The sequence below is a fragment of the Sanyastnella coralliicola genome (assembly GCF_030845195.1).
Classification (GTDB): Bacteria; Bacteroidota; Bacteroidia; order Flavobacteriales_D; family Sanyastnellaceae; genus Sanyastnella; species Sanyastnella coralliicola.
This window is the reverse complement of sequence record NZ_CP132543.1, coordinates 1,945,063-1,971,897: the sequence shown is the minus strand read 5'-3', so window position 1 is coordinate 1,971,897 and position 26,835 is coordinate 1,945,063. Positions and strand designations below refer to the sequence as shown.

Annotated in this window: 23 protein-coding genes; 7 read left to right on the top strand and 16 right to left on the bottom strand. The window is 46.1% G+C overall.

Annotated features, from left to right (window positions below; translation table 11 throughout):
• Positions 1–2 precede the first annotated feature (2 nt).
• From RA156_RS08255 to RA156_RS08240, 4 genes are read right to left on the bottom strand one after another with little or no spacing between them, the layout of a single operon-like run.
• Positions 3–539: a DUF5683 domain-containing protein gene (locus tag RA156_RS08255; protein ID WP_306644104.1), complete on the bottom strand. Its 537-nt coding sequence runs from the start codon at positions 537–539 to the stop codon at positions 3–5.
• The gene (locus RA156_RS08250) at positions 536–1,432 is read right to left on the bottom strand and encodes a ParB/RepB/Spo0J family partition protein (RefSeq protein WP_306644103.1); all 897 of its coding nucleotides are present in this window, start codon (positions 1,430–1,432) and stop codon (positions 536–538) included. The genes RA156_RS08255 and RA156_RS08250 overlap by 4 nt, the downstream gene beginning before the upstream one ends.
• Positions 1,425–2,234 (bottom strand): ParA family protein, encoded by an 810-nt coding sequence (locus tag RA156_RS08245; protein ID WP_306644101.1) that lies wholly within the window; start codon positions 2,232–2,234, stop codon positions 1,425–1,427. Before RA156_RS08245 ends, RA156_RS08250 begins: the two co-directional genes overlap by 8 nt.
• A 3-nt stretch (positions 2,235–2,237) precedes the next feature.
• On the bottom strand, positions 2,238–2,918 hold the full coding sequence (locus RA156_RS08240) for a metal-dependent hydrolase (RefSeq protein ID WP_306644100.1): 681 nt from the start codon (positions 2,916–2,918) through the stop codon (positions 2,238–2,240).
• Positions 2,919–3,023: 105 nt separating this feature from the next.
• Here RA156_RS08240 and RA156_RS08235 point away from each other — a divergent pair, with 105 nt between their 5' ends.
• Positions 3,024–3,602, top strand: coding sequence for an NADPH-dependent FMN reductase (locus RA156_RS08235; protein ID WP_306644099.1), 579 nt, complete (start codon positions 3,024–3,026; stop codon positions 3,600–3,602).
• A gap of 80 nt (positions 3,603–3,682) precedes the next feature.
• Here the strand turns inward: RA156_RS08235 and RA156_RS08230 are convergent, their stop codons facing one another.
• Complete coding sequence (locus tag RA156_RS08230) at positions 3,683–4,087, bottom strand: DUF3276 family protein (protein ID WP_306644098.1); 405 nt, start codon at positions 4,085–4,087, stop codon at positions 3,683–3,685.
• A gap of 130 nt (positions 4,088–4,217) precedes the next feature.
• Positions 4,218–6,890: a PKD domain-containing protein gene (locus RA156_RS08225; RefSeq protein WP_306644097.1), complete on the bottom strand. Its 2,673-nt coding sequence runs from the start codon at positions 6,888–6,890 to the stop codon at positions 4,218–4,220.
• A 179-nt stretch (positions 6,891–7,069) separates the two neighbouring features.
• Here RA156_RS08225 and RA156_RS08220 point away from each other — a divergent pair, with 179 nt between their 5' ends.
• Positions 7,070–8,368, top strand: coding sequence for a DEAD/DEAH box helicase (locus tag RA156_RS08220; RefSeq protein WP_306644096.1), 1,299 nt, complete (start codon positions 7,070–7,072; stop codon positions 8,366–8,368).
• On the opposite strand, the gene RA156_RS08215 is transcribed toward RA156_RS08220, so the two are convergent.
• Genes RA156_RS08215 through RA156_RS08205 form a run of 3 tightly spaced genes read right to left on the bottom strand, consistent with a single transcriptional unit; the run spans position 8,365 to position 10,060 of the window.
• Positions 8,365–8,841: a Spy/CpxP family protein refolding chaperone gene (locus tag RA156_RS08215; RefSeq protein WP_306644095.1), complete on the bottom strand. Its 477-nt coding sequence runs from the start codon at positions 8,839–8,841 to the stop codon at positions 8,365–8,367. The genes RA156_RS08220 and RA156_RS08215 overlap by 4 nt on opposite strands.
• Positions 8,831–9,481 (bottom strand): hypothetical protein, encoded by a 651-nt coding sequence (locus RA156_RS08210; RefSeq protein ID WP_306644094.1) that lies wholly within the window; start codon positions 9,479–9,481, stop codon positions 8,831–8,833. The genes RA156_RS08215 and RA156_RS08210 overlap by 11 nt, the downstream gene beginning before the upstream one ends.
• 30 nt (positions 9,482–9,511) lie before the next feature.
• Entirely contained in the window at positions 9,512–10,060 is a 549-nt protein-coding gene (locus RA156_RS08205) for an RNA polymerase sigma factor (protein ID WP_491572829.1), read from the bottom strand.
• A 280-nt stretch (positions 10,061–10,340) separates the two neighbouring features.
• On the opposite strand from RA156_RS08205, the gene RA156_RS08200 reads away from it, so the two are divergent.
• The gene (locus RA156_RS08200; RefSeq protein WP_306644092.1) at positions 10,341–10,661 is read left to right on the top strand and encodes a hypothetical protein; all 321 of its coding nucleotides are present in this window, start codon (positions 10,341–10,343) and stop codon (positions 10,659–10,661) included.
• Between the two features lie 130 nt (positions 10,662–10,791).
• Here RA156_RS08200 and RA156_RS08195 read toward each other — a convergent pair whose 3' ends face one another.
• From RA156_RS08195 to mtaB, 4 genes are all read right to left on the bottom strand, one after another.
• Positions 10,792–12,534, bottom strand: a complete 1,743-nt coding sequence (locus tag RA156_RS08195) for a T9SS type B sorting domain-containing protein (RefSeq protein ID WP_306644091.1) — start codon at positions 12,532–12,534, stop codon at positions 10,792–10,794.
• Positions 12,535–12,688: 154 nt separating this feature from the next.
• Positions 12,689–13,480: an inositol monophosphatase family protein gene (locus RA156_RS08190; protein ID WP_306644090.1), complete on the bottom strand. Its 792-nt coding sequence runs from the start codon at positions 13,478–13,480 to the stop codon at positions 12,689–12,691.
• Positions 13,452–14,756: a prolipoprotein diacylglyceryl transferase gene (locus tag RA156_RS08185; RefSeq protein WP_306644089.1), complete on the bottom strand. Its 1,305-nt coding sequence runs from the start codon at positions 14,754–14,756 to the stop codon at positions 13,452–13,454. Before RA156_RS08185 ends, RA156_RS08190 begins: the two co-directional genes overlap by 29 nt.
• Positions 14,756–16,072, bottom strand: a complete 1,317-nt coding sequence (gene mtaB, locus RA156_RS08180) for a tRNA (N(6)-L-threonylcarbamoyladenosine(37)-C(2))-methylthiotransferase MtaB (RefSeq protein WP_306644088.1) — start codon at positions 16,070–16,072, stop codon at positions 14,756–14,758. The genes RA156_RS08185 and mtaB overlap by 1 nt, the downstream gene beginning before the upstream one ends.
• A 181-nt stretch (positions 16,073–16,253) precedes the next feature.
• On the opposite strand from mtaB, the gene RA156_RS08175 reads away from it, so the two are divergent.
• Complete coding sequence (locus RA156_RS08175) at positions 16,254–18,596, top strand: CotH kinase family protein (RefSeq protein WP_306644087.1); 2,343 nt, start codon at positions 16,254–16,256, stop codon at positions 18,594–18,596.
• Positions 18,597–18,688: 92 nt separating this feature from the next.
• On the opposite strand, the gene RA156_RS08170 is transcribed toward RA156_RS08175, so the two are convergent.
• The 3 genes from RA156_RS08170 to RA156_RS08160 form a co-directional block, all read right to left on the bottom strand.
• Complete coding sequence (locus tag RA156_RS08170; RefSeq protein ID WP_306644086.1) at positions 18,689–19,282, bottom strand: hypothetical protein; 594 nt, start codon at positions 19,280–19,282, stop codon at positions 18,689–18,691.
• Positions 19,283–19,320: 38 nt separating this feature from the next.
• Positions 19,321–22,563 (bottom strand): VCBS repeat-containing protein, encoded by a 3,243-nt coding sequence (locus RA156_RS08165; RefSeq protein ID WP_306644085.1) that lies wholly within the window; start codon positions 22,561–22,563, stop codon positions 19,321–19,323.
• Positions 22,564–22,627: 64 nt separating this feature from the next.
• Complete coding sequence (locus RA156_RS08160) at positions 22,628–24,685, bottom strand: adenylate/guanylate cyclase domain-containing protein (RefSeq protein WP_306644084.1); 2,058 nt, start codon at positions 24,683–24,685, stop codon at positions 22,628–22,630.
• A 249-nt stretch (positions 24,686–24,934) separates the two neighbouring features.
• On the opposite strand from RA156_RS08160, the gene RA156_RS08155 reads away from it, so the two are divergent.
• The 3 genes from RA156_RS08155 to RA156_RS08145 all read left to right on the top strand — a co-directional run bounded on the left by RA156_RS08155 (position 24,935) and on the right by RA156_RS08145 (position 26,764).
• Positions 24,935–25,447: a GNAT family N-acetyltransferase gene (locus RA156_RS08155; RefSeq protein ID WP_306644083.1), complete on the top strand. Its 513-nt coding sequence runs from the start codon at positions 24,935–24,937 to the stop codon at positions 25,445–25,447.
• A 79-nt stretch (positions 25,448–25,526) separates the two neighbouring features.
• A complete protein-coding gene (locus RA156_RS08150) occupies positions 25,527–25,889 on the top strand; it encodes a transposase (protein WP_306642538.1) in 363 nt (120 codons plus the stop codon).
• A gap of 26 nt (positions 25,890–25,915) precedes the next feature.
• Entirely contained in the window at positions 25,916–26,764 is an 849-nt protein-coding gene (locus tag RA156_RS08145) for an IS3 family transposase (protein ID WP_306642539.1), read from the top strand.
• Positions 26,765–26,835: the final 71 nt, after the last annotated feature.

The following is a 26,835-nucleotide window of genomic DNA, read 5'->3' as shown; positions in this document are numbered from 1 at the left end:
AATTAGAAATTCAGGGTTAGTCCAATTCCAGCATTTACACTGTAGGATGGAATGACGGATGGGTGGACAATTAAGGTGAGATCTTCAGAAACGTCGAAATGGAACAAGTGCGCATCCACATGCGCATCAATGATGTTCAGGACGTATACGCCGGCTAGAGCGATATAGCTTAGATCTAGCCATCTTCTTCGCAGATCCATATTCTCCCTGAGGACGCTCGAACTCAGTCCAGTCGTATTGATCGTATTCGGATCACCATCTTCTTCAGCGATGAGGTTGTCACGCCATTTGCGATAGTTCTTGGTGTTATCATCAATGAAGTAAATCGCTGTACCAAGACCGGCATATACAATGGGAGCCTTCCAATATTTCTTGTTGTAGATCTGTCCGGCACCCGGAACGAAGGTACTCAGCAGTGTTGCTTTACGCACAGAGTGTTCTTCAACCGGCGCAATGGTGACAACTTCAGTAGTATCTGTAAGTTGAGCCTGGGCTAGGCAAGAGATCAAAAGAAATATACAGAGGTAAAGCGTTTTCAAAGGTCAAGTGATTCGAGCAGGCGTTTCAGATCGTCTTCATCTTTGAAGTTGATTTCAATCTTTCCACTTCCGTCGTCTTTGGCGCGAAGTTCTACACTTCTTCCAAATTTCAAACGAAGATCTGCTCTTACTTTCTGATGTTCGAACGACAATGACTTCGAGGCTGTTGCCTTCTTAGCGCTTTTTGTGTTTTCTCGTGCATCACGAACCAAAGCCTCTGTAGCACGAACGCTCAAGTCTTGATCGATGACTTGCTTCATGATTTGAAGCTGCTTCTTCGTATCGTCGAGTGTGATCAATGCGCGTGCATGTCCCATGCTTAGCTTTTTCTCAATGATCGAAAGCTGAATGTCAGCAGGAAGTTTGAGCAGTCGCAAGTAGTTGCTGACCGTAGCTCGGTTCTTCCCCACGCGGTCACTTAGCTCATCTTGAGTTAGTTCACACTCTTCGAGAAGTCGTTGGTATGAAATGGCAATTTCAATGGCGTCAAGGTTCTCTCGTTGGATGTTCTCAACGAGGGCCATCTCGAGCATTTCTTGATCATTCGCACTCCGTATGTACGCAGGAACTTCTTCCAGTTCAGCGATCTGTGAAGCACGGAAACGGCGTTCACCACTGATGAGCTGAAACTTATTCGCGCCAATTTTGCGAACAGTGATAGGCTGAATGATCCCCAACTCTGAAATAGAGTGTGCTAGTTCTTGAAGTGCCTCTTCGTTGAACTTTGTACGTGGCTGGAAGGGGTTGGCTTCAATTTGCGAAATACGCAGCATGGCAATCGAACCCGCCACGTTTCCAATGCTTCCTTTCTCAACCGGTTTCGGTTCAGGAGCATTGGCTGCATTTTCTAGCAGGGCGCTAAGGCCTCTTCCGAGCGCTTGTCGCTTAGCCATTGAGGTCTAAATATTTCTCGTTGTCGCGAATACGCGTCATTTCATTCTTCTGCAAGATCTCTCGCGCAAGGTTCAGATAGTTAATTGATCCTTTACAAGTCGCATCATGCATGATGATCGTCTCTCCGAAGCTTGGAGCCTCTCCAAGACGAGTGTTTCGGTGAATGATAGTATCAAACACCATTTCTTGGAAATGCATGCGTACTTCATCCACTACCTGATTCGCTAGACGGAGGCGTGTATCGTACATCGTCAACAAGATGCCTTCAATACCGAGGTCAGTATTGAGTTTACTTTGAACGATTTTGATGGTATTCAACAGTTTCCCAAGTCCTTCAAGGGCGAAGTATTCACACTGAACCGGAATGATGGTGTCATCGGCAGCGGTCAATGAGTTTACGGTAATCAAACCAAGAGAAGGCGAGCAGTCGATGATGATAAAGTCATAATCGTCTTTCACTTTCGCCAGCGCCTTACGCATCATGTATTCGCGGTTCGGCATGTTGATCAACTCAATCTCGGCTCCTACCAAATCAATGTGAGCAGGCAGAAGATCTAGGTTCGGGTTGTTCGTCGAAATGATGATGTCACGTGGATCTGTTTCATCTACGAGGCATTCGTACACACTTGTTTTGATGTTCTTCGGGTCAATCCCAACACCTGAGGTTGAGTTCGCCTGAGGATCAGCGTCTACAAGCAGTGTCTTGTATTCAAGAACTCCGAAACATGCTGCGAGGTTGATCGCAGTAGTTGTTTTTCCAACGCCGCCTTTCTGATTGGCGACAGCAATGATCTTACCCATTCTTTACACTTCTTTACTCTCACCGATTCCCGGCAAGATCAATTCTTTACCCGCCTTTGCGAATGCTTTTTTCGCTAGCGCGGAATCAATGTTGATGAAAGGGAAGGTGTTGTAGTGCACACCAATCACTTTATCACATTGGATCATATCACAACATATAATGGCATCCTCAATGCCCATGGTGAAGTTGTCACCGATAGGAAGGATGGCCAAATCTGGCTTCCAGTATCTACCGATCAGCTCCATGTCCATATGAAGCGCGGTATCACCGGCATAGTAGATGCGTCTTCCATCGGCCTCGATAATGAACCCACCAGGGTTTCCACCATAGGTACCATCAGGAAGCACACTTGAGTGCACCGCATTCACGTAGCGCACTGTACCGAAATCGAATTGGTGTTTTCCACCGTGGTTCATCGGCCACGCATTCTCAATTCCTTTTTCACCGTACCACGAAACAATCTCGTAGTTGCTAATCAAAGTCGCTCCAGTGCGTGTTAGGATGGCTTCCGCGTCAGCGACGTGATCAGCATGCCCATGGCTCAAGAGAACGTAATCAGCAGGAATGGCGTTGACATCAATCGATTTAGCTTGTTCATTCGGAGTAATGAAAGGATCGAAAACCAACTGTTTTCCACCCATTTCTAAACTAAAAGAGGCATGTCCGAACCAAGTGAATTTCATATCGCGTGGATTATTTGCTTTCGATGAACGTACTTCGCGTTCAAGTGTTGTGTTAAGATACAACTCCGAATCCGTAAAGGTAGCACTATTCGAGGGCTACAAGGAATGAAGTTTTACACAGGTTTCGGTGAAAATCAGGTTAATAAGATGGAGATAAAATCAGACGATAAATTTGTGGTCATCACAGGTACGAATAGGCCAAATAGCATGAGTGAATTGGTGGCTAAAGCCTATGGTTATCAGCTAGAAGAGAATGGAGTAACCCCGACACATATTCATCTCAAAGACTTGCCACGAGATTTCGTCTTCGCTGATGCATGGGAAGAGAAGTCACCACTAATGAACAATCTCATCAACACCATGGAGGAAGCAACGAAGTACATCTTCGTCATTCCGGAATACAACGGTGGATTTCCTGGTGTCTTAAAAGCCTTCATCGATTGTATCCCTCCAAAAGTACTTCACGGTAAGAAAGCTGGATTGATTGGTGTCTCTTCAGGAATGTCAGGAGCCGCTCGAGGCATGGATCAATTCACAAATGTTCTGAATTACCTCCAAGTGAGCGTACTCTACAAAAAGCCAAAGTTCTCTCAGATCGACAAATCCGTTCATGATGGGGCTATAAACAACGAACGCATGTTGAGTCTAATGACTGAACATGCGCAGCGTATGGTTTCTTTCTAAGGGAGAATTCCTTAGTTATTGGTCTTTAGTTCTTAGTCATTGGAAAGTGTCTCGACTCTTGACTCTAGACACTCGACCAACTAATCCTCTAAATCGTCAAATTCGATATCAGTGAACTCCTTCACGTGCTCCTCACTGGCAGCAGCGGGGGCGTGGTGTTGTTGTGGTTCCTGTTCTGAATCATGTTCAGGTGAACGATCCATTGGTGATTCTTCGCTGTAGTTTCCGCTATTGCGTAATGCTTCAATGCGCTCTATAGTCTCTTGTAGACCTTCGGCGAATTTCTCGAAGTCTTCTTTATACAGGAAGAGTTTATGCTTTTCGTAGTGATAGCGTCCGTCATCGGAAAAACGGCGCTTACTCTCGGTAATCGTCATGTATAGATCGTTACCTCGAGTTGTTTTGACGTCGAAGAAGTAGGTACGCTTCCCCGCTCTGACAGCCTTTGAAAAAAGGTCGTCTCTGTGATTCGCTCCATCAGACATACCCGACAGTTTTGGTTTTGGTTCTACGTAAATCTAACAAAAAAATAGGTATGTATTGCATACCGTCTTGAATCTTGGAGACTTAAGGGCAAGATGTTAATGTGAGAATAACACTTTGTGCGCAGAGAGTTTAACGCAGAAGAACAACGTGTCCTTCAAACTCATGAGGGAGGCCAATCAGGTCATGAGCCACGACGCGATAGACGTACATTCCGTCTTGGGCGAAGTGATCGCCTCCGTCAACATTTCCTAGCCAAGGTTCATTCGGATCGTCTGATTCGAATATGATATCACCCCATCGGTTGTAGATCTGGATTTGGTATCTAGTAACACCAATAACGCTTGGCAAGAAGACGTCGTTGATCCCATCGTGATTCGGAGTAAAGGCGTTCGGAGCGTAGAACATGAATCCTTCCACAGAGACTTCACCTGTTGCTACAGCGGTACACCCATATTGGTTAACCACGGTCTGCGTAACGTCGAAAATACCGGCATCTGTGTATGTGTAGGTAAGGTCAGACTCTGAGCTTGATCCTCCGTCTCCGAAGTTGTAGTACACTTGAATAGCTCCCTCTGAAAGGTCCATCACCTCAACTTCTGGTTCTAGGATATTGACAGTATTCGGTTCGATATCAAAGGCGGCATATGGCACGGGATAAACGGTCACAATACCCACTTGTACTTCATTCAAAACCTCGGCACAGAATCCGGTGGAAGTCATTTGAAGACTAACCGTGTAGGTGCCAGGGAGTGTGTAGGTATGCGTTGGGTTCGCAGCGGTTGAGGTACCGCCATCACCGAAATCCCAGACGTAGTTTGCCGTGGTTGCCGTGAATGAGGTGTTGTCGAAATGGACATTCATCGGCGGACAAGCAGCCCCTTCGCCTTCAAATCCGATGGTTGGGTTAGGAATGATCTCCACTGGTGCCGTGTAACTATCGATACATCCATTGGCCTCGATCGTCAAGGTCACATCGAATTCTCCTGATTCATCGTAGTTAATGCCTGTTGGGTTCTGAAAGTTTGAGGTCTCTTGAGAAGCCGGGCCATCGAACTCCCAAGTGTAAACTGCTTGCGACTCTTCGGTGCCTTCTCCGGTAAAGTTGAAGCTGTTCCCTTCAAAACACTGTGGATCTGGAGCCAGGAAATACGGGTCTAGAAGCCAGTAGATTCCAAACTCTGCCGTGGTCGTATCTGGACAGGCACCCGGCGCGGTTGCAATGAGTGTAACCACGTATTCTCCGGTATCAGGGAAGGTGTATTGGGGTTCTACCTCTATGGTCACATCATCGTCTCCTGGAATGCCGAAATCCCAAGTGAACTCTGTGGCGTTGGTTGAGTTGTTTTCGAAGGTGAATGTGAGTCCTTCGCAATAGCTGTCTTGAGCCACTATAGAGGCTTGAGGAGGCAGCGGAACCTCATAAGTTTCCACCGAGGTTTCCTCGCAACCATTGTCGAAGACTGTTAGCGTGACGTCAAATGTTTCGACCTCCCCGAATATCACGCCTTCGGGGTTTTGATCTTCGGAGGAACTCGGATTCGCTGATGGGCCAAAGTCCCAGAAGAAGGTAGCGTCACTATCGTAATCACCGGCCGCTACGAAATCGTAGACGCCATTCCCATTGATGCAGACAAAGTCGTCTTGTTGGATGACGGGAATAATGATCGGATAGGCCGAGTACTCCGTAGTCGTGGTATCTGCACAGCTCCAGCCTGGATTGGCTATGAGCGTTACTTCGTAAACACCCGTGTCAGCGTAGGTATAGACCGGACTCGGGTCTGTACTGTTATCATCGTCTGTGGTTGGATCTCCGAAATCCCAATAGAAGCCTTCAGCGTTGATGGATTCTTGAGAGAATTGGAATGTTAGTCCATCACAGAATTGCTCTTGTTCAGGAATAGAAGCAATAATGGTGGGATCACAGATCGTCACGTTGAACTGGAAATCTCGGTTTGTGGTGCTGAGAAGCACGCCGTTTCTCCACTCTTCCACGCAAACACCGATGACGAATTGACCCGGGAGGGTGGGGGTACCTGTAATTTCCCCTGTGACGGGGTCTATGTTAAAGCCAGGATCAGAAGTAATCGGGTAGGTATCGCTAAAGGTTGTAGCCCAGCTCACAGGCACGTAGGGCGGAGCTGCTGGAGGCGAAGGCATTGGAAATTCCGGCGTTCCGCCTAGCAAAGGCGCACAAAAAGAGTAAGACAAGCTATCTCCATCAATATCTGTCGCACTGTGATCGAAGAAGAATTCCGCGTTAGCGCATAAAGCCACTGGCGGAAAATTATTGAACTGAGGATTCGAGTTATCGGTAGTTACATCTTCTGCAGGAACGTGCGCAAAGAAGGTCGCTCCCGAATCTTCAGGGAAGTTGATATTGATGATCGACGGATTACGACAACAACGCTGGTAGATTAGATCGTAGCCAACCGGACTAGGCGGCAAATCAATGTAAGCCACATAAACTGCCTCCTCAACACAAACATCAGGAGGGAGCACAAAGCAAGGATTTTCTAGGGCAACCGGTACTTCAGTAATGACGGCGTCTGAAATATCAATAAGGAGATTGTCGTAAAGAATTCCGGCGGTAAAGATTCCGATGCTCGCTTGATCATCGAAATAGGTGCCGTTGGTGTTGGTAGGACCACAATCGCGGTAAACCTTGAGTGTGATTTCGTACTCATTGCCCCCAATATGCTCGTAGTACATTTCACCACCCACGATATGCGTTGCTGATGCCGCGAATGGCAACAGGCAAAGCAGGAGGATTAGTAAAACGTTCGATCTCAGATTCAAGGGCATTCTAGTGTATAAGACAAGGTACAAATTGAAGCATGGAAAGTTCTCCCAATTGCTTCACAATCTTGGATGTTAATTTCATTTCTGCCTCAAAGTTGGAGGCAATGGTAAAGCACTTACCTTCGGGACGCTAAAGGAAGACGAGAAGTTGCATTCGCAAACACCTTCAGCTAGTTAGACCTATGGTGCAGGAAGAAGTTTATTTTGATGAATTACCGTTGAATGATGACGTGTTGGACGGAGTAGAGGCCATGGGCTTCGAAAAAGCGACACCGATCCAAGCGCAATCTATCCCCCCCGTTGTTGAAGGAAGAGATGTCATTGGTATCGCTCAAACCGGTACAGGAAAAACTGCGGCATTTTTGATCCCTACAATGCACCGCCTGCTCGAGATGAAGGATAGAAAAGGGGTGGGCGCGTTGATTATCGTTCCTACCCGAGAACTAGCTGTTCAAATTGACCAAGCAGTAGAAGGTTTGAGTTACTTTACTGGGTTGTCTTCTATGGCGATCTATGGGGGTGGAGATGCCATGGAGTTTTCGCAAGAGAAGAAGGCACTTCAGATGGGAGCGGATATCATTATTGCTACGCCAGGAAGAATGCTTTCTCACCTGAACCTTGGCTACGTGCCAGTAGGAGAGCTTCCTATCTTGATTCTTGATGAGGCTGATCGTATGCTTGATATGGGCTTCTACAACGATATCATGCGCATCATCAACAAGACGTCTCAAAACCGTCAAACGCTGATGTTCTCGGCAACGATGCCTGACAAGATCCTATTCCTAACGAGCCAAATCTTAAAGAATCCGGTCACAGTGAATATTGCGCTTTCTAAGCCAGCCGAAGGGGTGGAGCAAGGCGCTTATAGCTTGTTCAACAAGCAGAAGATTCCGGTGATGCAAGAGATTCTGAAAGGTGAAGATTGGAAAAGCGTTATCGTATTTGCCTCAACCAAGCGAGCGGTGAGTGAGATTAATCGCAACCTCAAGCGCAAAGGAATCAACTGTGCCGAGATCTCGTCAGATCTCGAACAGAAGCAGCGCGAGCAGGTGTTGCTTGATTTCCGTAACCGCAAACTGACGGTGTTGGTTGCCACAAATGTGGTTTCCCGCGGAATCGATATCGATGATATTGAGTTGGTCATCAACTACGATGTGCCTCAAGATGCGGAGGACTACGTGCACCGCATTGGACGTACAGCCCGAGCTTCGCGCACAGGAAAAGCACTCACGCTTATTTCTCCTGATGAGCAGGTGAAATTCTTCCGTATCGAGCAATTGATTGGAAGCACTGTTCCTAAGCTAAAGGCTGAAACAGATGTTGGGGATGTCCCTGCCTATGATCCTAAACCTTCAAGAGGCGGAGGCAAAAACCGAAAGGGGAAAGGAAAAGGAAGAGGAAAACCAGGTGGGAACAGACGCCACCAAAAAAAGAGACCCCCACGTAAAGGTGGAGGTCAGTCAAAACCGAAAAACGGTTAACGATTTGGTCGTCCTCCCGGACCACCGCCTCTCCGCTTATCTTGTATACGTTGCATCACCTCACGCTTGAACTTGCGTTCAGCTTCGATGAGTTGGAATGTTCGTTCGGGTCCTAGAATAGCCAATACATCTTCCATGAATTGAACCTCAAGGTCTGCCTCAGTGCGCATTTGGTCTGCACGTACATTTACGAGACGACGAAGATCAGCTTCTGTTGGATTTTCCTTCTTTGAAATCTCTCGATTGGTTTTTCGAACCTGCTCGTGTCCTTCCTTCTTCTTGTCGTTAAACTCGTTGAAAATAGGCCAGAACTGCTGAGCTTCTTCTGAGGTCAAATCAAGCTCTTCGGTAATGAATGCGATGCGAAGCTGCTCGATTTTCTCTCCGCCCGGCCCAGGCTGAGCCCATGCCGAGATACCGAGAGTGAAGACCATACATGCCGTTAGTATAAAGTGTTTCATCTCAAATTTCATCGTCGTAAAAGTATTCATCAATATCGATCTCCGAGTCTAATAGGTACTCGATCGCTTCCTCACTGTCGTCTAATCCGTCAAGAATAGAGACATTTTCTCCTTCTAAAAGTTCTTCTGCGATATCCTCATCGTAGAGGAAGATCAATTCTTCTTCTGTTAAATCTGTTTGTTCAAGCAAGCATGCAAACGTGATGCATTCTTCCTTTGGTGAGAAGAGGTCAGTTCCAAAGAATAAGCCTGCCAAAACCGCTGCCACTGCCGCTGCTGAAATCGCATACCTACGAATCGAGAACACCTTTGTGGCTGTTTCATCTTTATTTGGATTGGCTTCGGAATCCTCTTCCTCTTCAATGGCAGCAAGGATGGAAGACTCAAGTTTGTCAAAGTACCCATCAGGAACTTCCATATTTTCAGTAGAGGGTGTTCCAGAGGTCTGATTCAGCACCCCTGCTTCCAACGCACTGAAGTAATTCTCAGGCGCAAGGAAGGACCCTGCTTCAGGCAAAGCCTGTGCATTCAAGGTTTCTTCCAATAAGTCGAAGTATGAATCAGGAGTCTGGAAAGCCCGTTTAGCACGGAGCGAAAAGAGGAGCGGTGCCTCTTTTTCCAGTTGATTCAATTCTTCGTTATACTCTTTCATGTCTCTCAGACTATGGTTCACCTCGAGGGTTTAATTCTCTTCCGTTAAAATTTTCTCAAGCTTCGTAACCGCGTGATGGTAACTTGCTTTCAACGCCCCAACAGAAGTTCCAGTGACTTCACTGATCTCTTTATAAGGCATCTCATCGTAGTACCTCATGATGAATACCGCCTTTTGCTTCTCCGGTAACTGAGCCAAGGCGACTTCGAGCTTGCGCTGAATCTCATCTCCATCGTAGTACACATCTGCCTGCAAAGAATCAGACAGTTTATACTCCAACTCATCAAAAGGAACTCCAGCCAGCTTTTTCGCTTTCTGTAGAAAGGTGATGCTTTCATTCGTAGCAATGCGGTAAAGCCATGTACTGACCTTGCTATCACCACGGAAATTCTTCAATCCTTTCCACGCCTTGATAAAAACATTCTGGGTAACATCATCGGCGTCGTCATGATCAAGAACCATACGCCGCACGTGGAAATAGACCATCTCCTTATATACGCGAACCATCATCTCAAAGGCCTTCTTTTGTTGATCAGGTGCCTTGAGAAGTTTTTTAATCTCAACTTCTTCTTTTGATATCAGGTCCACAAGCGTCGTTTGTACTATGACTACGAATATAGGGAAGGGTTTAATGGGGGGGGAAATAGTTCGTGGTTCGTGGTTCGTGGTTCGTGGTTCGTGGTTCGTGGTTCGTGGTTCGTAAAGATGATTAGCAACATTTCGCCATTTCGCCATTTCGCCATTTCGCCATTTCACCATTTCACCATTTCGCCTTTTAGCCCCTAATTCTCTCGACCCTCGACCCTCGACTCTCGTCAAATAGTCTGAACATAAGAGGAATCATTCCACTTATAGAAGAATGAAAACACTTTTGCTCACACTCATCTTTCCACTTTTCATTCTTTCTCCTGAACCTCAACTAGCGTTGGAAACGGAGACGGTTGTCACCTTCACACTCCGCAATGAAAGTGCGAAGTCGATTCCATTGATCATTCCAGGCGTAATGAATCCGAATTTGTCTCCAATGTCGAATAGCGGAGTGAACTTGAAGGTTGGTCAGGAAATTTTCTTTCGCCATAAAGGAAAGAAAAGACTGCTCCTCACAGTAGATGAATCACTCGAAGGGAAAACACTCAAGGTGGCGAAGCTGATTAAAGAAAAGAAGAAGGAGTTGGAATAATCCGCCGAAGGCGGAGCGTGATTAGTTAGCCTTTGGCTGTTAGCATGTTTAGTCAGCCTTTGGCTGTTAGCATGATTAGCGAGACATAAGCCTTAAGCCTTAAGCCTTAAGCCTTACGCCCTAGGCCATGTCATTCCCTATCCTCCTGCAGCACCACTACATGCCCAAACTTGGTAATAGGGATGCCTGCGAATTCTTCGCGATAAGTCAATTCGTAGACGTAAACTCCGTCTCTTAAGAATTCACCTCCGACCTTTCCGTTCCATCCAATAGAAGGATCAAGAATGCTGAATACTTCACCGCCCCAGCGATCGAAGATGCGTAGCTCGTAATCATAGGGTTCGCATTCGAATACAGGTGCCCAGACATCATTTCTTCCATCACCATTTGGAGTAAAGGAGTTGGGGAGAAACATCGGACAAGTACACGGAATTACCGTCACTTCTGTGTAAACTGTGGTTTCCCAGCAGTCATCGTCATCCGTAATCGTCACCCAGTATGTTCCTGGTGAAGGAACTTGGAATGTAGGTGCAGTAGACCCATCACGCCATTCGTAAGTTCCTTCCACAGCACTCACATCGAGCACGAAAGGAATTCCAAAGCACAGCTCGTATCCACCAGCAAGTATATCCGTCGGTAAGAGGGAGTACTCTACGAAAATGGCATCGCTTGATGTGCCGCACTGGTTGGTGACATCTGCGGTGTAGATGGCTGATTCATTTGGGATGACATCGATGTTCGAGCTTTCAGCCTCCGTATTCCATAAATAGGTAGCGTCGGGATCGTCAATCAAAGCACTGAGGTTGAGTTGCTGATCAAAGCACAATGCGGTATCCGGACCAAGATCAAAGACTGGAAGTGAATCGAGCGTGACCTCGATCATGTAAGAAGCTGTTCCACAATCATCGGTAACCGTAACACCATACATTCCAGGCTCTGTGGCGAAGAATAAACTATCGGTGCTTCCGTCGCTCCACAAGTTTTGTGTGCTGAGGCCTTCTGTTCTGAATTCAAGTTCATCTCCAAGACAGATGGTGGTGTCTTGTTCAGGCACCATTACAGGGTCGCCGTAGACAATGACGTTGGTTCCATCTTGAACGCTGTTGCATGCGTTTTCTGCACTTACTACATAGAATCCTGATTCGTTCACCGTAATAGTGGCGGTGGTAGCTCCTGTATTCCACGTTGGGTTTCCAGCAGCTAAAGATGGATCGCCAATAACGACTGATTCTCCTTCACACAACTCAGTCGTCTGCGGTAAGTCTAAGGTCAGTTCTTCAATATCATTCTGGCATCCGTTAAGGATCAATCCGCTACTCTCCTCCGTGTAAAGAAATACCCATTGATGTCCGTTCTGTGCAACGTTGGCTACTCCATTGTATTCGAAGTCTTCCCAATCATTTCCGAATGGACCTATTGTAGCAACTTGCGTTCCTTCTTGGAATCCGTCTACCCATAGATCTGGGCCATCGGCTGTAAAGACGCGTAATTCGAAGGCACCATTTGATCCGGTTCCATGGCTTGCAAAGGCGAATTCGAAACCATAGGCTGTACCAGCGGTCAACGGTTGATTGAGTCTGAATCCAACTCCTTCGCCTGCTCCACCTGAAGGTCTTAGAAAGACTGCCTTCACAGCATCGCAATTAACTGGGGGCTCTAAATTGAGGTTTGAACCACTGCCACCACCAGACCACGCACCGTCTTCATATTTGACCATATCGGCACCGCCAGCGGCGTCTACTTCATTCGCAATGTTCTCAGAATTAGCGAATTCAGCACCCGTTGGAACCGAGTAGAAACACGGATCAAGGATTTCTTGTGCCTGAGCTGGCAAAAAAATGCTGGCAAGTACGATGCAAAAGACGAATCTCACGGTTCGTAGGTTGGTGTCAACTATACAACTTCACCGATAAAACCCCGAAGGCATTATGAATGTTTTAGCTGAATTTAGTGTCATTCGTGAATTTACAATTTCCTTCGCTGAACGCGGAACGCCTATTCGGCTTTTCTCAGGGAATAATTGCAATTCAGCTAAAGTGCCTCTCAATGACACCAAGCATCTCTTCATGGGTGGAGGTGTTGGAGGCAAGAATATCGTCTCCGAAGATGGGGTCATCGCCTTCTTTGAAACCAGTAACTGTTCCTCCGGCTTCTTTAACAATGAGTGCACCTGCCGCAACATCCCAAGGATTCAAGGAATACTCGTAGAACAAGTCACATCGACCGCATGCCACGTAAGCTAAGTCAAGCGCGGCACTTCCTAGTCTTCGGATACCTCGGGTTCCTTGGGTAAGAACACCGAGTAAGCCAAGGTATTCAGCCTGTCTTCCAAAGTCGTCATATGGGAATCCTGTCGCCAATAGGCAATCTTTAAGCGCTGTTTTCTTTGTGACAACGATTGGCTCGCCATTGAGAAATGCGCCTTCACCTTTAATCGCTGTGTAGCATTCATTTCGGTTCGGATCGTAGATTACACCGAGCTGAAGTTCATCTTTGTCAATCAGTGCGACGCTTGTGCACCATACTGGAAATTGGTGAAGGAAGTTTGTGGTTCCGTCAAGAGGATCAATAATCCAATTCAGGCCACTTTCACTAGGAGTGCCCGTACCTTCTTCTGCGATGAATCCTGCTTCAGGAAGAAGCTTCTGAAGTCCGGTGACGAATCTCTCTTCTGCTCCTTTATCTACGAATGAAACGAAGTTGTTGAGCGTCTTGGTTTCAATTTGTTCAGGATTGACTTGCTGCTGAAGCATCCATTGTCCTGTTTCTTTGCTAAGGTCAACGAGTGCGTCAAGCAGTTGACGGAGTGGAAGAGCCATTGTGCTTTCGTTTGAGGTAGAGCGCCATAAAGATTCCACCAAGGAAAATGATGGTGGAAATGATTTCTGCTTGGGTGATTTCTGTTCCGAAAATCTGGTAGGTACTATTCACACGAATCTTCTCGATCCAAAAACGCTCAAAGCCATTGAAGATGAGGTAGATCGCGAAGATCATTCCAGGAATCTTGATTCGCTTTCTGAGCGACCAAAGAATAGCGAAGATGATGAGCGCCATGACTACCTCGTAGAGTGGAGTTGGAAATACCCCTGGGTCGAGGTAGGTACCATAGCCCTTGAATACACTCACGGATTCACCATTGATCATCCCTTCACACATCTGAGTAGAGCTCAAAGGATTCGCTAATTCAGCGGCACACGCGGGGTCGTCGATTGGAATTGTCTTTCCTGTGTATCCTGCCGAACGAGGACCAAGAATACCATTGACATTATTCGGGTAGCTGTATGACCATGCCCAATCAGGAAGCCAACTTAACCAACCTGGTTTGTCGGCTGTATTTGGGATCCCCCAGTCACCGTCTCCTGACACCTGACAACCTACACGACCAATACCATAAGCCAGCATCAGGCCTGGAGCGGCAGCGTCTGCCAAATGGATGAATTTGATTCCTTTCTTGCGTGCATAAATGTAACAGGCCACGGTACCCATGATGAGTCCGCCATAAATGGTGAGTCCACCTAAAAAGCTCTCCAGACTCGGGTTCTTGAAGAACTGCATGAATTCATCAGGATTCTCAAAAAGGTGGAAGAGTTTAGCACCTACAATTCCACCAATAGCAGCAACGAGTGTGATGTTTCCGGTATTCTGCCATACGTGGAATGTTTCTTCACGTTCCTCAGGTTTGTCGAGCGCGTTTCTCTTTGACTCGTACCAACGCCAACCTCCGAAGGCTGCAGCCATAATGATTCCCCACAACAAGCTTCCGTCAAAAGAGAAGATGTGTTCTTGGGGTAGCGTGTCTCCTCTGAAAATCTCGCTCGCATTGACTCCAAGCCAAACGAACTTGAAACCGAAAATGAACCCAATAATTGTGCTAGAGGCGATCTCACCGGGAGTGGCCTTTTTGCCGACAATTACTTTGCGCTTTTCCCCTTTGAGTAAACCTTGTTCTTCTTTGCGTTTCAATTCCCGCGATAGCGTCATACTCGCGGCGATAAATGCCAACGCTACGAAGAATCCGAAAGAGTTCACCAGCTTAAGGAAGGGGAGGTCGATCCCGAAAAGCTCGTAAAAGGCGAAATAGAGGTTTGGGTACATTAAGTTGCTGTGGTGGTAAGAAGGCTAGCAGAAACATTTCCATCTGGCGTCATCTCTCCAAGTTTCACATCTCTGACCTTGTTGATCAGTTCCTTGGCGAAAGGTAGTTCAACTTTTACATAGTTATCCGTGAACCCAAACATCAAACCATCATGTTCACTTGCCTCGAAGAGCACAGGACGCTCATCTCCGAGATGGTTTTGATAAAATGCGCGCTTCTTCTTTGCACTTAGAATGCGCAACATTTTAGTGCGTTCTTGCCTGATATTCATTGGGATAACCTCATCGATACGCAACGCTGTGGTATTGGCCCGTTCTGAATAAGTGAAAGCATGAAGGTAGCTTACTGGCAACTGTTGGATGAATTCATAAGTGATGTTAAAGTGCTCATCCGTTTCACCAGGGAACCCGGTGATGACATCTACTCCGATGCATGCATCCGGCATTTTTTCTTTGATACGGTGGATGCGATCCTTGTATAGATCAGTCAAGTATCTCCGGCGCATGGCGCGCAGAATTTCATCGTTTCCACTTTGAAGCGGAATATGAAAGTGAGGTACGAAGTGATTGCTCTGTGCAACGAAGTCTATGATCTCATTGGTTAAGAGATTAGGCTCGATGGATGAGATTCGATAACGTTCAACACCTTCGAGTTGATCTAGCTTTTTGATGAGTCCGAGTAGGTCTTCGTTATGAGCCGTTCCAAAATCACCGATATTGACTCCAGTTAACACAATCTCTTTTGCTCCTGCTGCGATAGCTTCTTTAGCTTGTATGACCGTCGTTTCGATGTTCGCCGATCTCGATCTTCCCCGCGCTAGCGGGATAGTACAGAAAGCACAGAAATAGTTACAACCATCTTGCACCTTCAAGAAGGTTCTTGTACGATCACCACTCGAATAAGAAGGAATGAAGTCTTTGGTTTCTTTGATGGCAGTGGCCTTGACAACCCCTGTTCCATCAACCTTGTCAAGATGACCTACGTGTTCTAAGAGATTAAACTTTTCATTGGCCCCAAGAACGAGATCGACTCCTTCAATATTGGCGATCTCTTCAGGCTTCAATTGAGCGTAGCACCCAATGACTGCGATGAACGCCTCCGGGTTAGTGGAGAGGGCTCTGCGAACGATGTTTCGGCACTTCTTATCTGCATTATCAGTAACAGAGCAAGTATTGATCACTACAACGTCGGGAGCTTCTTGCACCTCAACACGCGCGTAGCCAGCTTCATTGAAGCTTCGAGCAATGGCCGAAGTCTCCGCGAAGTTCAGTTTACACCCTAGGGTGTGAAAGGCTACTTTCCCGTTTGAAATCATACTGCAAAGGTACATTCTACGCTTGAATCCATGCAATTCTGTAGACTAGAATCGAGAGGAGAATATCAGTCAGGCCAATAGAGGATAAGGGTCTTTGAGAAATTTCTTCAGAAAAAATCTGACACTGATTAAACCTTATGTCCTTTACTTAGTCAAAGAACTAACACCGAACACGACCTATATGAAATTTCTGATGACCACCTTGCTAGTGTTAGTAGCAGGACTCACATCAAACGCGCAAAACCTTCCCTTTCAATGGACAGTAGATGAAGACGTTCACATGATCACGATTGGAGATGTGGAAGGAGAAGACTTTTACGACCCCAATGTTATTCGTGTCATTGAAATCAACTTCGAACAAGCTGATTGGTGGGACCAATTGGAAGACAACTACGAAGATGCCATTCCAATCGAGGCGACCGTGACTATTGATGGAGAGACCTACGAGCAATGTGGGGTGCGATTCAAAGGACAAACTTCTTACTTCACCATTGATGATGACAAGAAGTCGTTCAATATCACTTTAGACGAATGGATTCAAGGTCAAGATCATGACGGTTATGAGGCCTTCAACCTTCAGAACGGAGCATATGATCCTTCCTTTTTGCGCGAATTTATCTACGAGACTAAAATTCGCAGACATATACCTGCTGCCCTTGTTTCATTTACTCATCTCTACCTGAATGGAGAAGACTGGGGACTCTACCCAAATGTGGAGCAATTGAACAAGGAGTTCCTCGAGGAGTGGTTCATTGATGAAAATGGAACGCGTTGGCGCGCTGACAGCGAAGACAGTGGCGGTGGCCCTGGCGGCGGTGGCGGTGGCGGCGGTGGCGGCGGCGGCGGCGGTGGTGGTGGCCCTCAATGGGGTGACGGAACCGCTGCGCTAAACTGGCTTGGCGCTGATGAATCAGAGTATCAAGAGCACTACACGCTGAAAACAACCAATGTCGATGATCCATGGGCTGATTTGATCAATACCTGTGATGTCTTGGAAAATACTCCGCTAGATGAATTGGAGGAGGCATTGAATGAGGTGATGGATGTCGACCGCACCTTGTGGTTCTTGGCTTCTGAGATTCTCTTCAGCGACGACGACGGTTACGTGTACAAAGGGAAAATGGATTACTTCCTGTATTTCGATACGTTGACTCAGCGTATGATTCCATTGGAATATGACGGGAATACGGTAATGGAAGTCAACAATGTTAATTGGAGTCCATTCTATCATGCAGATGATGAGAACTATCCATTGCTATACCGTATGATGCAGGTTCCTTCACTTCGTCAGCGATACCTCGCGCACATGCGAACTCTATTAGAGGAAGTCATGTACCCACAGACATTTAATGAAGATCTGCAGTACTGGGCTGATTTTATCGATGCAGAGGTGCAGGCAGATCCAAAGAAACTCTACACCTACAATCAATTCAATAACGAAGTTGAAGCGATGCAAGAGTGGGCAGAGGATCGATACAACTACCTCGCATCCAATAGTGAGGTTTCCCAAGTGGCCCCTCAAATCGTCTCGGTCACGATGTCCAATGACCAAGGAGAATGGCAGAATCCATTGGCTGGTCAAGACGTTACGATTGAAGCGGAAGTAACAGGGGTGAACGGTGTTCAAAGTGTTCTTCTCCACTGGTCAAACGAAATCACGGGTCACATGAACTCGATGGAGATGACGGCCAATGGCGATCTCTACACAGCGGTATTGACTGGAGACCTTGAACCAGGTGAGTTTGCTCGTTTCTATATCGAAGCCATCGGAGCAAATGAAGAAGCTTCTCGTTCATATTCACCAGCAGGAGCTGCACATGACGTTTACTACTACACCGTAGAAGCTGCATGGGCTGAAGCGAGTAATGTGGTCATCAACGAGCTGATGGCCCGCAACGGATCTACAGCTTACGACGAGAATGGTCAGGACGAAGACTGGATTGAATTGTACAATAATGGAAGCGCTACGATCGATCTCTCAGGTTACTACCTGACAGATAATGGATGGAATCTAGATAAGTGGCCAATCCCAGAAGGAACGACACTCGCGCCAGATGATTACTTAATCGTATGGGCAGATGAAGACCAAGATGACGGACCACTCCACGCGAATTTCAAGCTGTCTGGAGATGGAGAGACGCTATGGCTCATCACACCGGAAGGGTTGATCGCAGATATGACTCAATTCGAAGAACAAGAGCAAGACATGGGATGGGCGCGTATTCCTAATGGAGTGGGAGAGTTTGAGATCCATGCGCCAACTTTCGGTTCAAACAATGATTTCGTTGGGATTGAAGAAAGCAATGTGTTGTCGCTAGATCTCTTCCCAAATCCAGCGTCGAACGTAATCGTCTTGGCGAACCTCACACAACGCGCTCAAGTGTCAATTTACACTACAACCGGACAGCTTGTACACAACGAACAAGCAGACCCCAACACGATGGTAGACATCTCGAGTCTAGCGAATGGTGTGTACGTTGTGGTGGCTGAAGGGAAGCATACGAGGCTTGTTGTTAGGCGTTAGGCCTGCGGAAAGGCTTTAGGCGTTAGAATTTTGTCCTTTGTTTTTAGTTAGATTCAACTTAAGCCTTACGCCCTAAGCCTTAGGCCTAAGAACTAACGTGCCATTTCCTTCACCTCATCCATCTGATCCAAACTATTCTTGATCATTCGGAGTCTTTGGTGAATGTTGATGAGTCTTGAGCGGAGTCTGATGGTTTTCATGACCTTGAGTTCGTCATCAGAGAGTTCTGCGTACTTGCGCATGACTTCAATCTTGGTGACCACGAAGGAGATGGCCTGGAGAATGTTCTCGTAGGTGTAGCTCTTGTTGACCTTAACTTCATCGCCTTGTTTGTTGTTAGTCACCAATTGCTTGTCTCGGTTTTTGATTTGGCCTCTTTTCTTAAGACGCTCGTAAAGCTGTTGGTTGGCGTTTTCGCCGCCTTTGTAGAATACCCCCTCGGCAATTTCTGTTTGCACGAGTTTCATCAGTGTTTGTACCTCAGGTGCATTGGCTTGCGCCGAAGTGAATTGGTCTAGATCAATGGTCGAGAATACCTCCAGGTTATTGATCACCTCTAGGTATAAGAGACGCAGGTAAGTGGTTGTGTCTTGCTTGATTTGCTTGTACTTATCGAACTTATCGATAGCTGAATCAAGAATGTCTACACCTGATTTGGTCGCTGTCGCTAGTGTGCTAATATCCATGTAACGAAGATGGGGAAAAGAATGAGAATGTAAGAGGGTTACTCTTGACTTGGGCGAAGAAGAAGATTGAGGCGACTGTTATTCTTAGCTACCAGTACACCTAGGATCGAATCTCTGCCGATGTAAATCTCTTGCATGTCAACAACATCTCCTGGGATGAAAACACCCGTGTTTTCGATGAGGTAATCTGCATCGAAAGTACAATCTCCATTGCCCCAGAGAATCAAGCCTTTTCCTGCGTCATAAGGAACTGTTTCTACTTCAGTTTGACTGTTGTTGCCTGCTACTAGCAGATCCAGGTTTCCGTCTCCGTTAAAGTCGCGGATGACACTGGAGCGAATAGCGCTCACCTGTGCCATTCGAGGGAGAGTGATAGGCACGAAATGACCGTTATCATTTCTAAGCACCATAGAAGCGAAGGTATGCGCCACGAAATGGTCAGCATTATTCAACTGTTCTGCCCCATAGATGTCGTCCAATTCAGAAGAAGCGAAGGAGTGATAAGTAGGAAAGGAGTCGGCGACAAACGGTAACTGCGCTGTTGTGCACTCTTTACCGCGAACTGGAATCAGCACTCCGCCTTTATCTTTTGAAAGGACGATGTCATGCGTGCCGTTACCGTCTAAATCTCCAGCGAAACAATGTAAAGGATGGTCTGCCGATGGATGAAACTTGTTGTTGAGCCCAACATTTCCAAGGAGGATATCATCGTCTCCGTCATTGTCGAAATCGGCAGAAGCGCAGTGTTGCCACCATCCATGAAGTGCGATGTCTGGGCAGACAGGAAGAGGCTGCATAGAATCACCTTCAAGGAAAACAGGTTCCATCCATTCTCCAACGACTAGTATTTGAGCTGATTTGCTATGATCTAATTGAATGCAAGCATCCGTAACTATTCCAAGCGATTTGGCAACACTTTCGGCTGCCATAGCTGACGAATCCGTTGTAGTTGTCACTAGGTAGGAAGGAGACGAGTTGGGGTACTTGCCAGGGGACGCACGGCCTCCAACAAATATCTTCCCCTCAATTGAAAGGATGGTTTCTGTTGAACCCACGATGTCTTCTAGTTCAAAGTATGTGAAATCTCCCAAGCCGTCGTTGAGAAACAGTTGATCTGTCCCTTCATCGGTCAATCCAGAACAAGCAACATAGAGATCAAGATCTCCATCCTCATCTACGTCGATAAAGCGAGCTCCAAGTACTTCTCTATCTGCAGCAGATAATTCCAAGGGCACTTGTGTTTCAAGGAACCCGCCGCGTCCCAATTGTTTGAAAAGGCGAGAGGTTTGTCCTTTCGCACCTCCGAAAAAGAAATCATCCAATCCGTCACCATTAACATCTCCGACGGCTAACCCTGGTCCTAATTGAGATTGTCGGTGGGGAAGCAGCACATCTATCTCGAAGTCATCATATGCGTCTTCTTCGTGGTATACCTGCGGTCCTAAGTACTGAGTAGAGTTAACGAAAACGGGGTGTGGAAAGGAAATAGACGAGGTGTCTTCATACGCGTCTTCCATGGCTAGGGTAGCATTGATTTCAGGGCTTTCAAGAATCAATGTTGCCGAAGAAGGCGGATGGATTAATATTTCATGTATTTCACTTGATGAACCAAGGCCTACATGAATGACCTTTTGTGAGTAAGATTGATAACCTCCTGGAGAATACATCGAAGTAAAGCGACCTGCGTCAGTGATCACTTCAACTCGTGTTCCGGGACCTCCGGACTCAACGGAGAGAGGAAGATTTACGAAGCTCCCTTCTCCTTTTTCTACGGTATTGTTTCGAATCAGAAATGCTTCCTCATCAAGATTATTGACGATGATGTCTAGATCTCCGTCTCCGTCAAGATCTGCACTAGCGGCTCCATTGGAAAAAGAAGGAGCTTCTAACCCCCAATCTTGTTCTGCCGATTGAAAATCTAAGGCTTGTTGGTTTCGGAACAGAGGGTTAATCAGAGGAGTCTGTTCTGCCGTCATGAGATAGTTGAAACCATCTAGGATGGTCCAAGTGGAGTCTTTTTCTTTTTGACGAAGGGTTCGACGCCAATCGTTGTTTTTTACATCTCGGTAGATTCCATTGGTGATGTAGAGATCAATCAACCCATCATTGTCGTAGTCACCCCAAAGTGGAGCCCAGCTCCAGTCGGTCAGCGAAACGCCAGAAATTTGGGATACTTCGCTCATTGCCCCGTAGCCATTGTTCATGAATAGAGAATTGACCATGTATTGAGGGAGGTAGTCCAAGTGGTCAGTGTACAGCTTGAATTGATCAACGTCCATTGAGGCCATATTGGTCTTGTTTCGATAATGATCATTTGGAGTCATATCCAGCACCATGAGGTCTTCCCAACCATCGTTGTTAAAGTCAGCAGCTGAACATCCCATGGAGAAGAAGGAGGTATGACTCATTTTTTTCTCGATGGCATCTGTGAATCCTCCTGATCCATCATTCAAGTACAATTTGTCTGGAATGAAATAGTCGTTAGCTACGAAAACGTCAAGGTGGCCATCGTGGTCAAAGTCAGCAACAGCGGCTCCCAAAGCGAATCCAATGCCTTCAATTCCAGATCGTGTTGTCACGTTTTCGAAGTATTGTCCATTAAACCGATAGAGTTGATTCGAAAACAATCTCTGCATTTCTCGAGGAAGACTGTTCATCTCTTCCAGCCACTCCAACGGTTCGTTTTTGATGTTTCTGACTCCGTGATTCAAGACAAGGAGGTCATTCAATCCATCGCCGTCATAATCAAAGTGCAGGGCATGAGTAGATAGTCCTGGATCATCGATACCATACTTGCGAGCTTCTTCTGTAAAGGTGCCGTCACCCTGATTGACAAAGAGTTGGTTAATCGGAACTTCTTTCATCCAGTCAGGACCCGAATTACAAACGTAGATATCATCCCAGCCGTCAGAGTTAATGTCCAACACTGTGACACCGGTTGACCACTTATTTGTGATTAACCCAGCTAATTCCGTTTGGTCTTGGAATTGAAGGTTCCCTTGGTTGATATAAAGCCGGTTGGGAACATCATTTCCGGTGAAGAAGATGTCCGGTTTTCCGTCGTTGTTGAAATCACCAATGCCTACACCACCGCCGTTGTAGAAATAGTCGTATTGATTAAGGCAACGGTCATGTGATTCAATAACCTTGTTTGTGAAGGTGACTCCCGTGTGCGCTGAAGGCAGATACTCCATTTGCGGTGCGTTTGCATCCAAGAGGGGAGCATCATTACAAGCCACAAGCATGGCTGCAACTACGAGTATGAGCAGGTTTTTGGTCAAGGAGTGAAAAGATAAGAGAAATCACCAGAATGATTCGATTCTGAACCTTTTACTCCTCAAATACCTAGCTCTTCAATTGAACAAAATACATTTCCACTTCCCCTTTGCCTTTCGCCTCGATTTTTCCACGCGATTCAAAAGTGAAAGAGGCATCTGATTGAAGAAGGGCATAGGTAGCGCCACTGATATTTACTCGTCCGACCTCACCGCTGCTTTCCATGCGGCTTGCGGTATTCACGGTGTCTCCCCAAACGTCATACTGGTACTTCTTGACACCTACAATACCTGCAACAACTGGACCTGTGTGGACGCCCACTCTCATTTCGAAAGAGGGTAAGCCTTGTTCGTCAAGTTCTACTTTGCGCTGGGCAATATACTCCTGCATTTCTATGGCTGCGAGTACGGTATCTTTCACAGAAGTCTCCGTAGGTTCAGGTAATCCTCCCGCGGCCATGTAGGCATCACCAATGGTTTTGATCTTTTCTATCCGATATTTCTCGGCGATTCGATCGAAAGCCTTGAAGCAGGTATTGATTTCGGTAACCAGGTCTTGTGGACTTAGCTTTTCCGATGCAGAAGTGAATCCCTTGAAATCGGTAAACAACACAGTGACCATGTCATAGTCTTTGGCGTCTGCCTCTCCTTTTTCCTTGAGTTCTTCAGCAATGTTCTCTGGGAGGATGTTGTGTAGAATATCTTCTGAACGTTCCTTTTCTATTTGCAGTTTAGCCTTGGACTTTCGCACGTATCGCCAACGAGCAAAGAAACCTCCGGCGAGCACCAGGAAAAAGACTGCTCCTGCGATGGACCACATTTTGGAGCGTTTTTCAGAGCTCACTTCTTCTTGGTATTCAGCCTCTACACGCAAAGCTTCTTCAGCTTTTGTAATGCTGTCTTGGGTCATGATTTTCTTGAACTCCATGCGCTGAAGTTCTTTCATCGTTTCAATTTCTTGTAAACTGTCTTCAGCTGTTTGCTTTAGTTCAAAGTAGAAGAGCGCTTCGTTATCGTTTCCGACGGCTTTATTAGCATCGTATAAGCATTGACACGCATCCTTTTGCTCAAGTAACACACCGATTTCCTGAGCAATTGAGAGTGCTTCAGAGCAGTTCTTAATGGCTTCGGGATACATTTCTTTTCCCAGGTAGGCCGAACCAATACATCTCAAAGTGAAGGCGATGGCCTTTCTCTCATTGATCTCTTCACGTATGACGAGCGACTGTTGGTAAAAGTCGAGCGCTTTGTCATATTCTTCTTGATGCGAATAGATGAGCCCGATGTTATTATAGACTCCTGCCAAACCTCCTTGGTCATTGGTCTCTCTGCGGAGTTGACCTGAAAGCTCATAGTATTCAAGAGCTTTAGGATATTCCTCTTCCATCTCATAGATCAAGCCCAAGTTGTTATATGATACAGCCAACCCTCGCTTGTCTACAATAGTCTCGCGGATATCCAGTGCTTGTTCTGTGTAGTTCAATGCCTGTTCAGTATCTCCTTGTTGAGCATAGATCAATCCAATGTTGTTCAGTGTTCCTGCTTTTTGAAACTTATCTCCCAGTTCGTCATAAGTCACAAGAGAACGCTGGTAATATTGCAGCGCCTTGATGTAATCACCTTGATCATGGTAGATACCACCAATGTTGTTTGTGGTTTTAGAAATCCCAACGAGATCTTCGATTTCTTCATAAATAGCCAAGGCCTCTTCGTATGAAGACAATGCTCCGCGGTAATCCCCTTGGCTTCCTCGAAGAATGCCGATGTTCATAATGATGCCGGCACTTCCTTTGACGTCACCGACAGAATCTGAGATGGCTTTAGACCCTTCATAACATCTAAGAGCCTCATCATGATTGCCGCGAATCGCGTGTGAAATGCCTTGTACTCGCAGTGCTTTAGAGCTTCCTAAAGGGTAGTTTCGTTCTTCTGAAAAGCGGATCATTTCTTCAGCCAATGCAAAAGCGCTATCCGGTCTCGTGAAGAGAAATCCGTTCCAGATGTACTCCCCGTAGGCCCCAACTCTCAGTGAGTCTGATACAGAATTGTCTTGCCAAACGGTGTACAGGGAATCTAAGTTCTGTGCGGACGACGGGTTAGATGATAATCCAAACAGCAAATAGAACACGCTTAGTATTCCAAGTCTAAATAATGAATACAAAGAAGGAGAACTCGATTTTAACAAGGTCAAAAGGGCTATTACAGGTGCGTACTAATTACCTTCCTAAAGTAGCTGAATTCAAGGTCAAAACCGGACGATTTAATGGCCAAAAATCAACATGAATTCGACTTGTTAACACTTCAAAGAATAAGTAGCTCAAAATCAATAATCAGGCTGCTATTTGTAGGCATAAGTTGCATTACCTTGTTGCCAGAAATGGACTTGTCACAATTGACCATATCAACTGAGCGATTACTTATTCGTCCCTTCACCTTAGATGACATCGAAGCTTCCTATCAAATGAACCTCGATGCAGAGGTGAGCAAATACACTGGAGATGGGGGAGTGGTATCTAAACAAGAAATTGAGCGACGAATCACAGAAGACGTCCTAGGCGATTACACTAAGCACGGCTTCGGAAGATTGGTTGTTGAGTTAAAAGCCACCCAAGAATTCATCGGTTTCACTGGTTTGAAGTACATCCCAGAACTGAATGAGGTAGACCTCGGCTACCGCCTCATGAGCCAACACTGGGGAAAAGGCTACGCAACTGAATCAGCAAAAGCCGCTATTGAACTTGGTTTCGAAAAATTAGGGCTGAAGTCCATCATAGCAACAGTACTTCCAGACAATCAAGGCTCAATTAAGGTTCTAAATAAACTTAATTTCCAATTTGAAAAGGAAATAGAAGAAGAAGGTGAATCAGTGCACTTATACCGACTAAAGTAGTCGTGTTCTAAAATCAAGGCTATAGCCTAAAGCCCAATGAGTCCCATCCTGAAATAGGTTGACATTAAAACCAAACACAATGTCACAAACCTATTCAATCCGCCAGCGCTTCAGTTTAGCGCTAAAACATGAGATCTGCGACCTAGTGAGCAGTGGTGAAATGAGCATGACAGAAGCACGTAGACACTTTCATATCAAGGGTCATAGTACAATCCTAGATTGGATGCGTAAATTTGGTTATCTCGAGACCCATCAAGCCATGTCACATCCATCTAAGAAAGAAGATCCAGAAGCTCTAGCAGCTCGTATTCGTGCCTTAGAAGCGCAGCTAAAAGAGGAAAAACTCAAGACTCAGTTACTTGATGCGATGATCGATATAGCTGAAGATCAGCTGAAGATCAACATCAGAAAAAAGTCCGATACCAAGCAGTCGAACAAGTAAAACAGGAGAATGCAAGCACCTCCCTGGTGGTGTTATGCAGGCTACTTGGTGTAACCAGACAATCGTATTATAAATCACAGAAGACAAGGGAGCGAACGCTTTTGCAAGAGGAAGTGGTTCTATCTCTGGTGTCTGAAGTCCGTTCCAAGCTACCACGAGTTGGTACACGCAAGCTGTACCATATGATCAAGTCAGAAATGGATGAAAATGAGTTGAAAATCGGTCGAGACCGTCTGTTTGATATTCTTCGCTCTAATGGGATGTTGGTAAAGGTTCGTCGTAACAAGGCCAAGACGACGTTCTCCTACCGTTGGTTTAATCGCTTCGATAATCTCACAGAAGGAATCCGGCTTAGTGGGTCTAACCAACTGTGGGTGAGTGATATTACCTATGTTCGAGTAGGTAGTAAGTTCTTGTACTTATCCTTGATTACGGATGCTTACTCAAGACGAATCGTGGGTTATCATCTATCGCGCTCCTTGGATCGTTCAGGATGTATAGCCGCCTTGCGAATGGCGCTATCAACGACAACCAGCACGGAAGGTCTTATCCATCATTCAGATCGCGGAGTCCAATACTGTTCGAGTGAATACACAGCATTGCTGGAACAACACGGAATCCGAATCTCAATGACTCAGAACTCCCAACCGTTGGACAATCCTAAAGCTGAACGAATCAATGGTATCATCAAAGGAGAGTTCTTAGATAGCTACAACTTAAGAGGCTTAGATGACGCACGAGAAGGAGTCCGCAAAGCTGTTGCACTGTACAACTCGCTTCGACCACATGAAAGCTTAAGGCTAGCTACGCCCAACCAAGTTCACTTTGAAAAAGACAACCTAAAACAGGAAACAAGAACACTTGTAAACCTATAACAGTAAATTAGTACAAACACTGTCAACTTTTTTTAGGACGGGTCAATGCCCAACGCCCAACGCCTAACGCC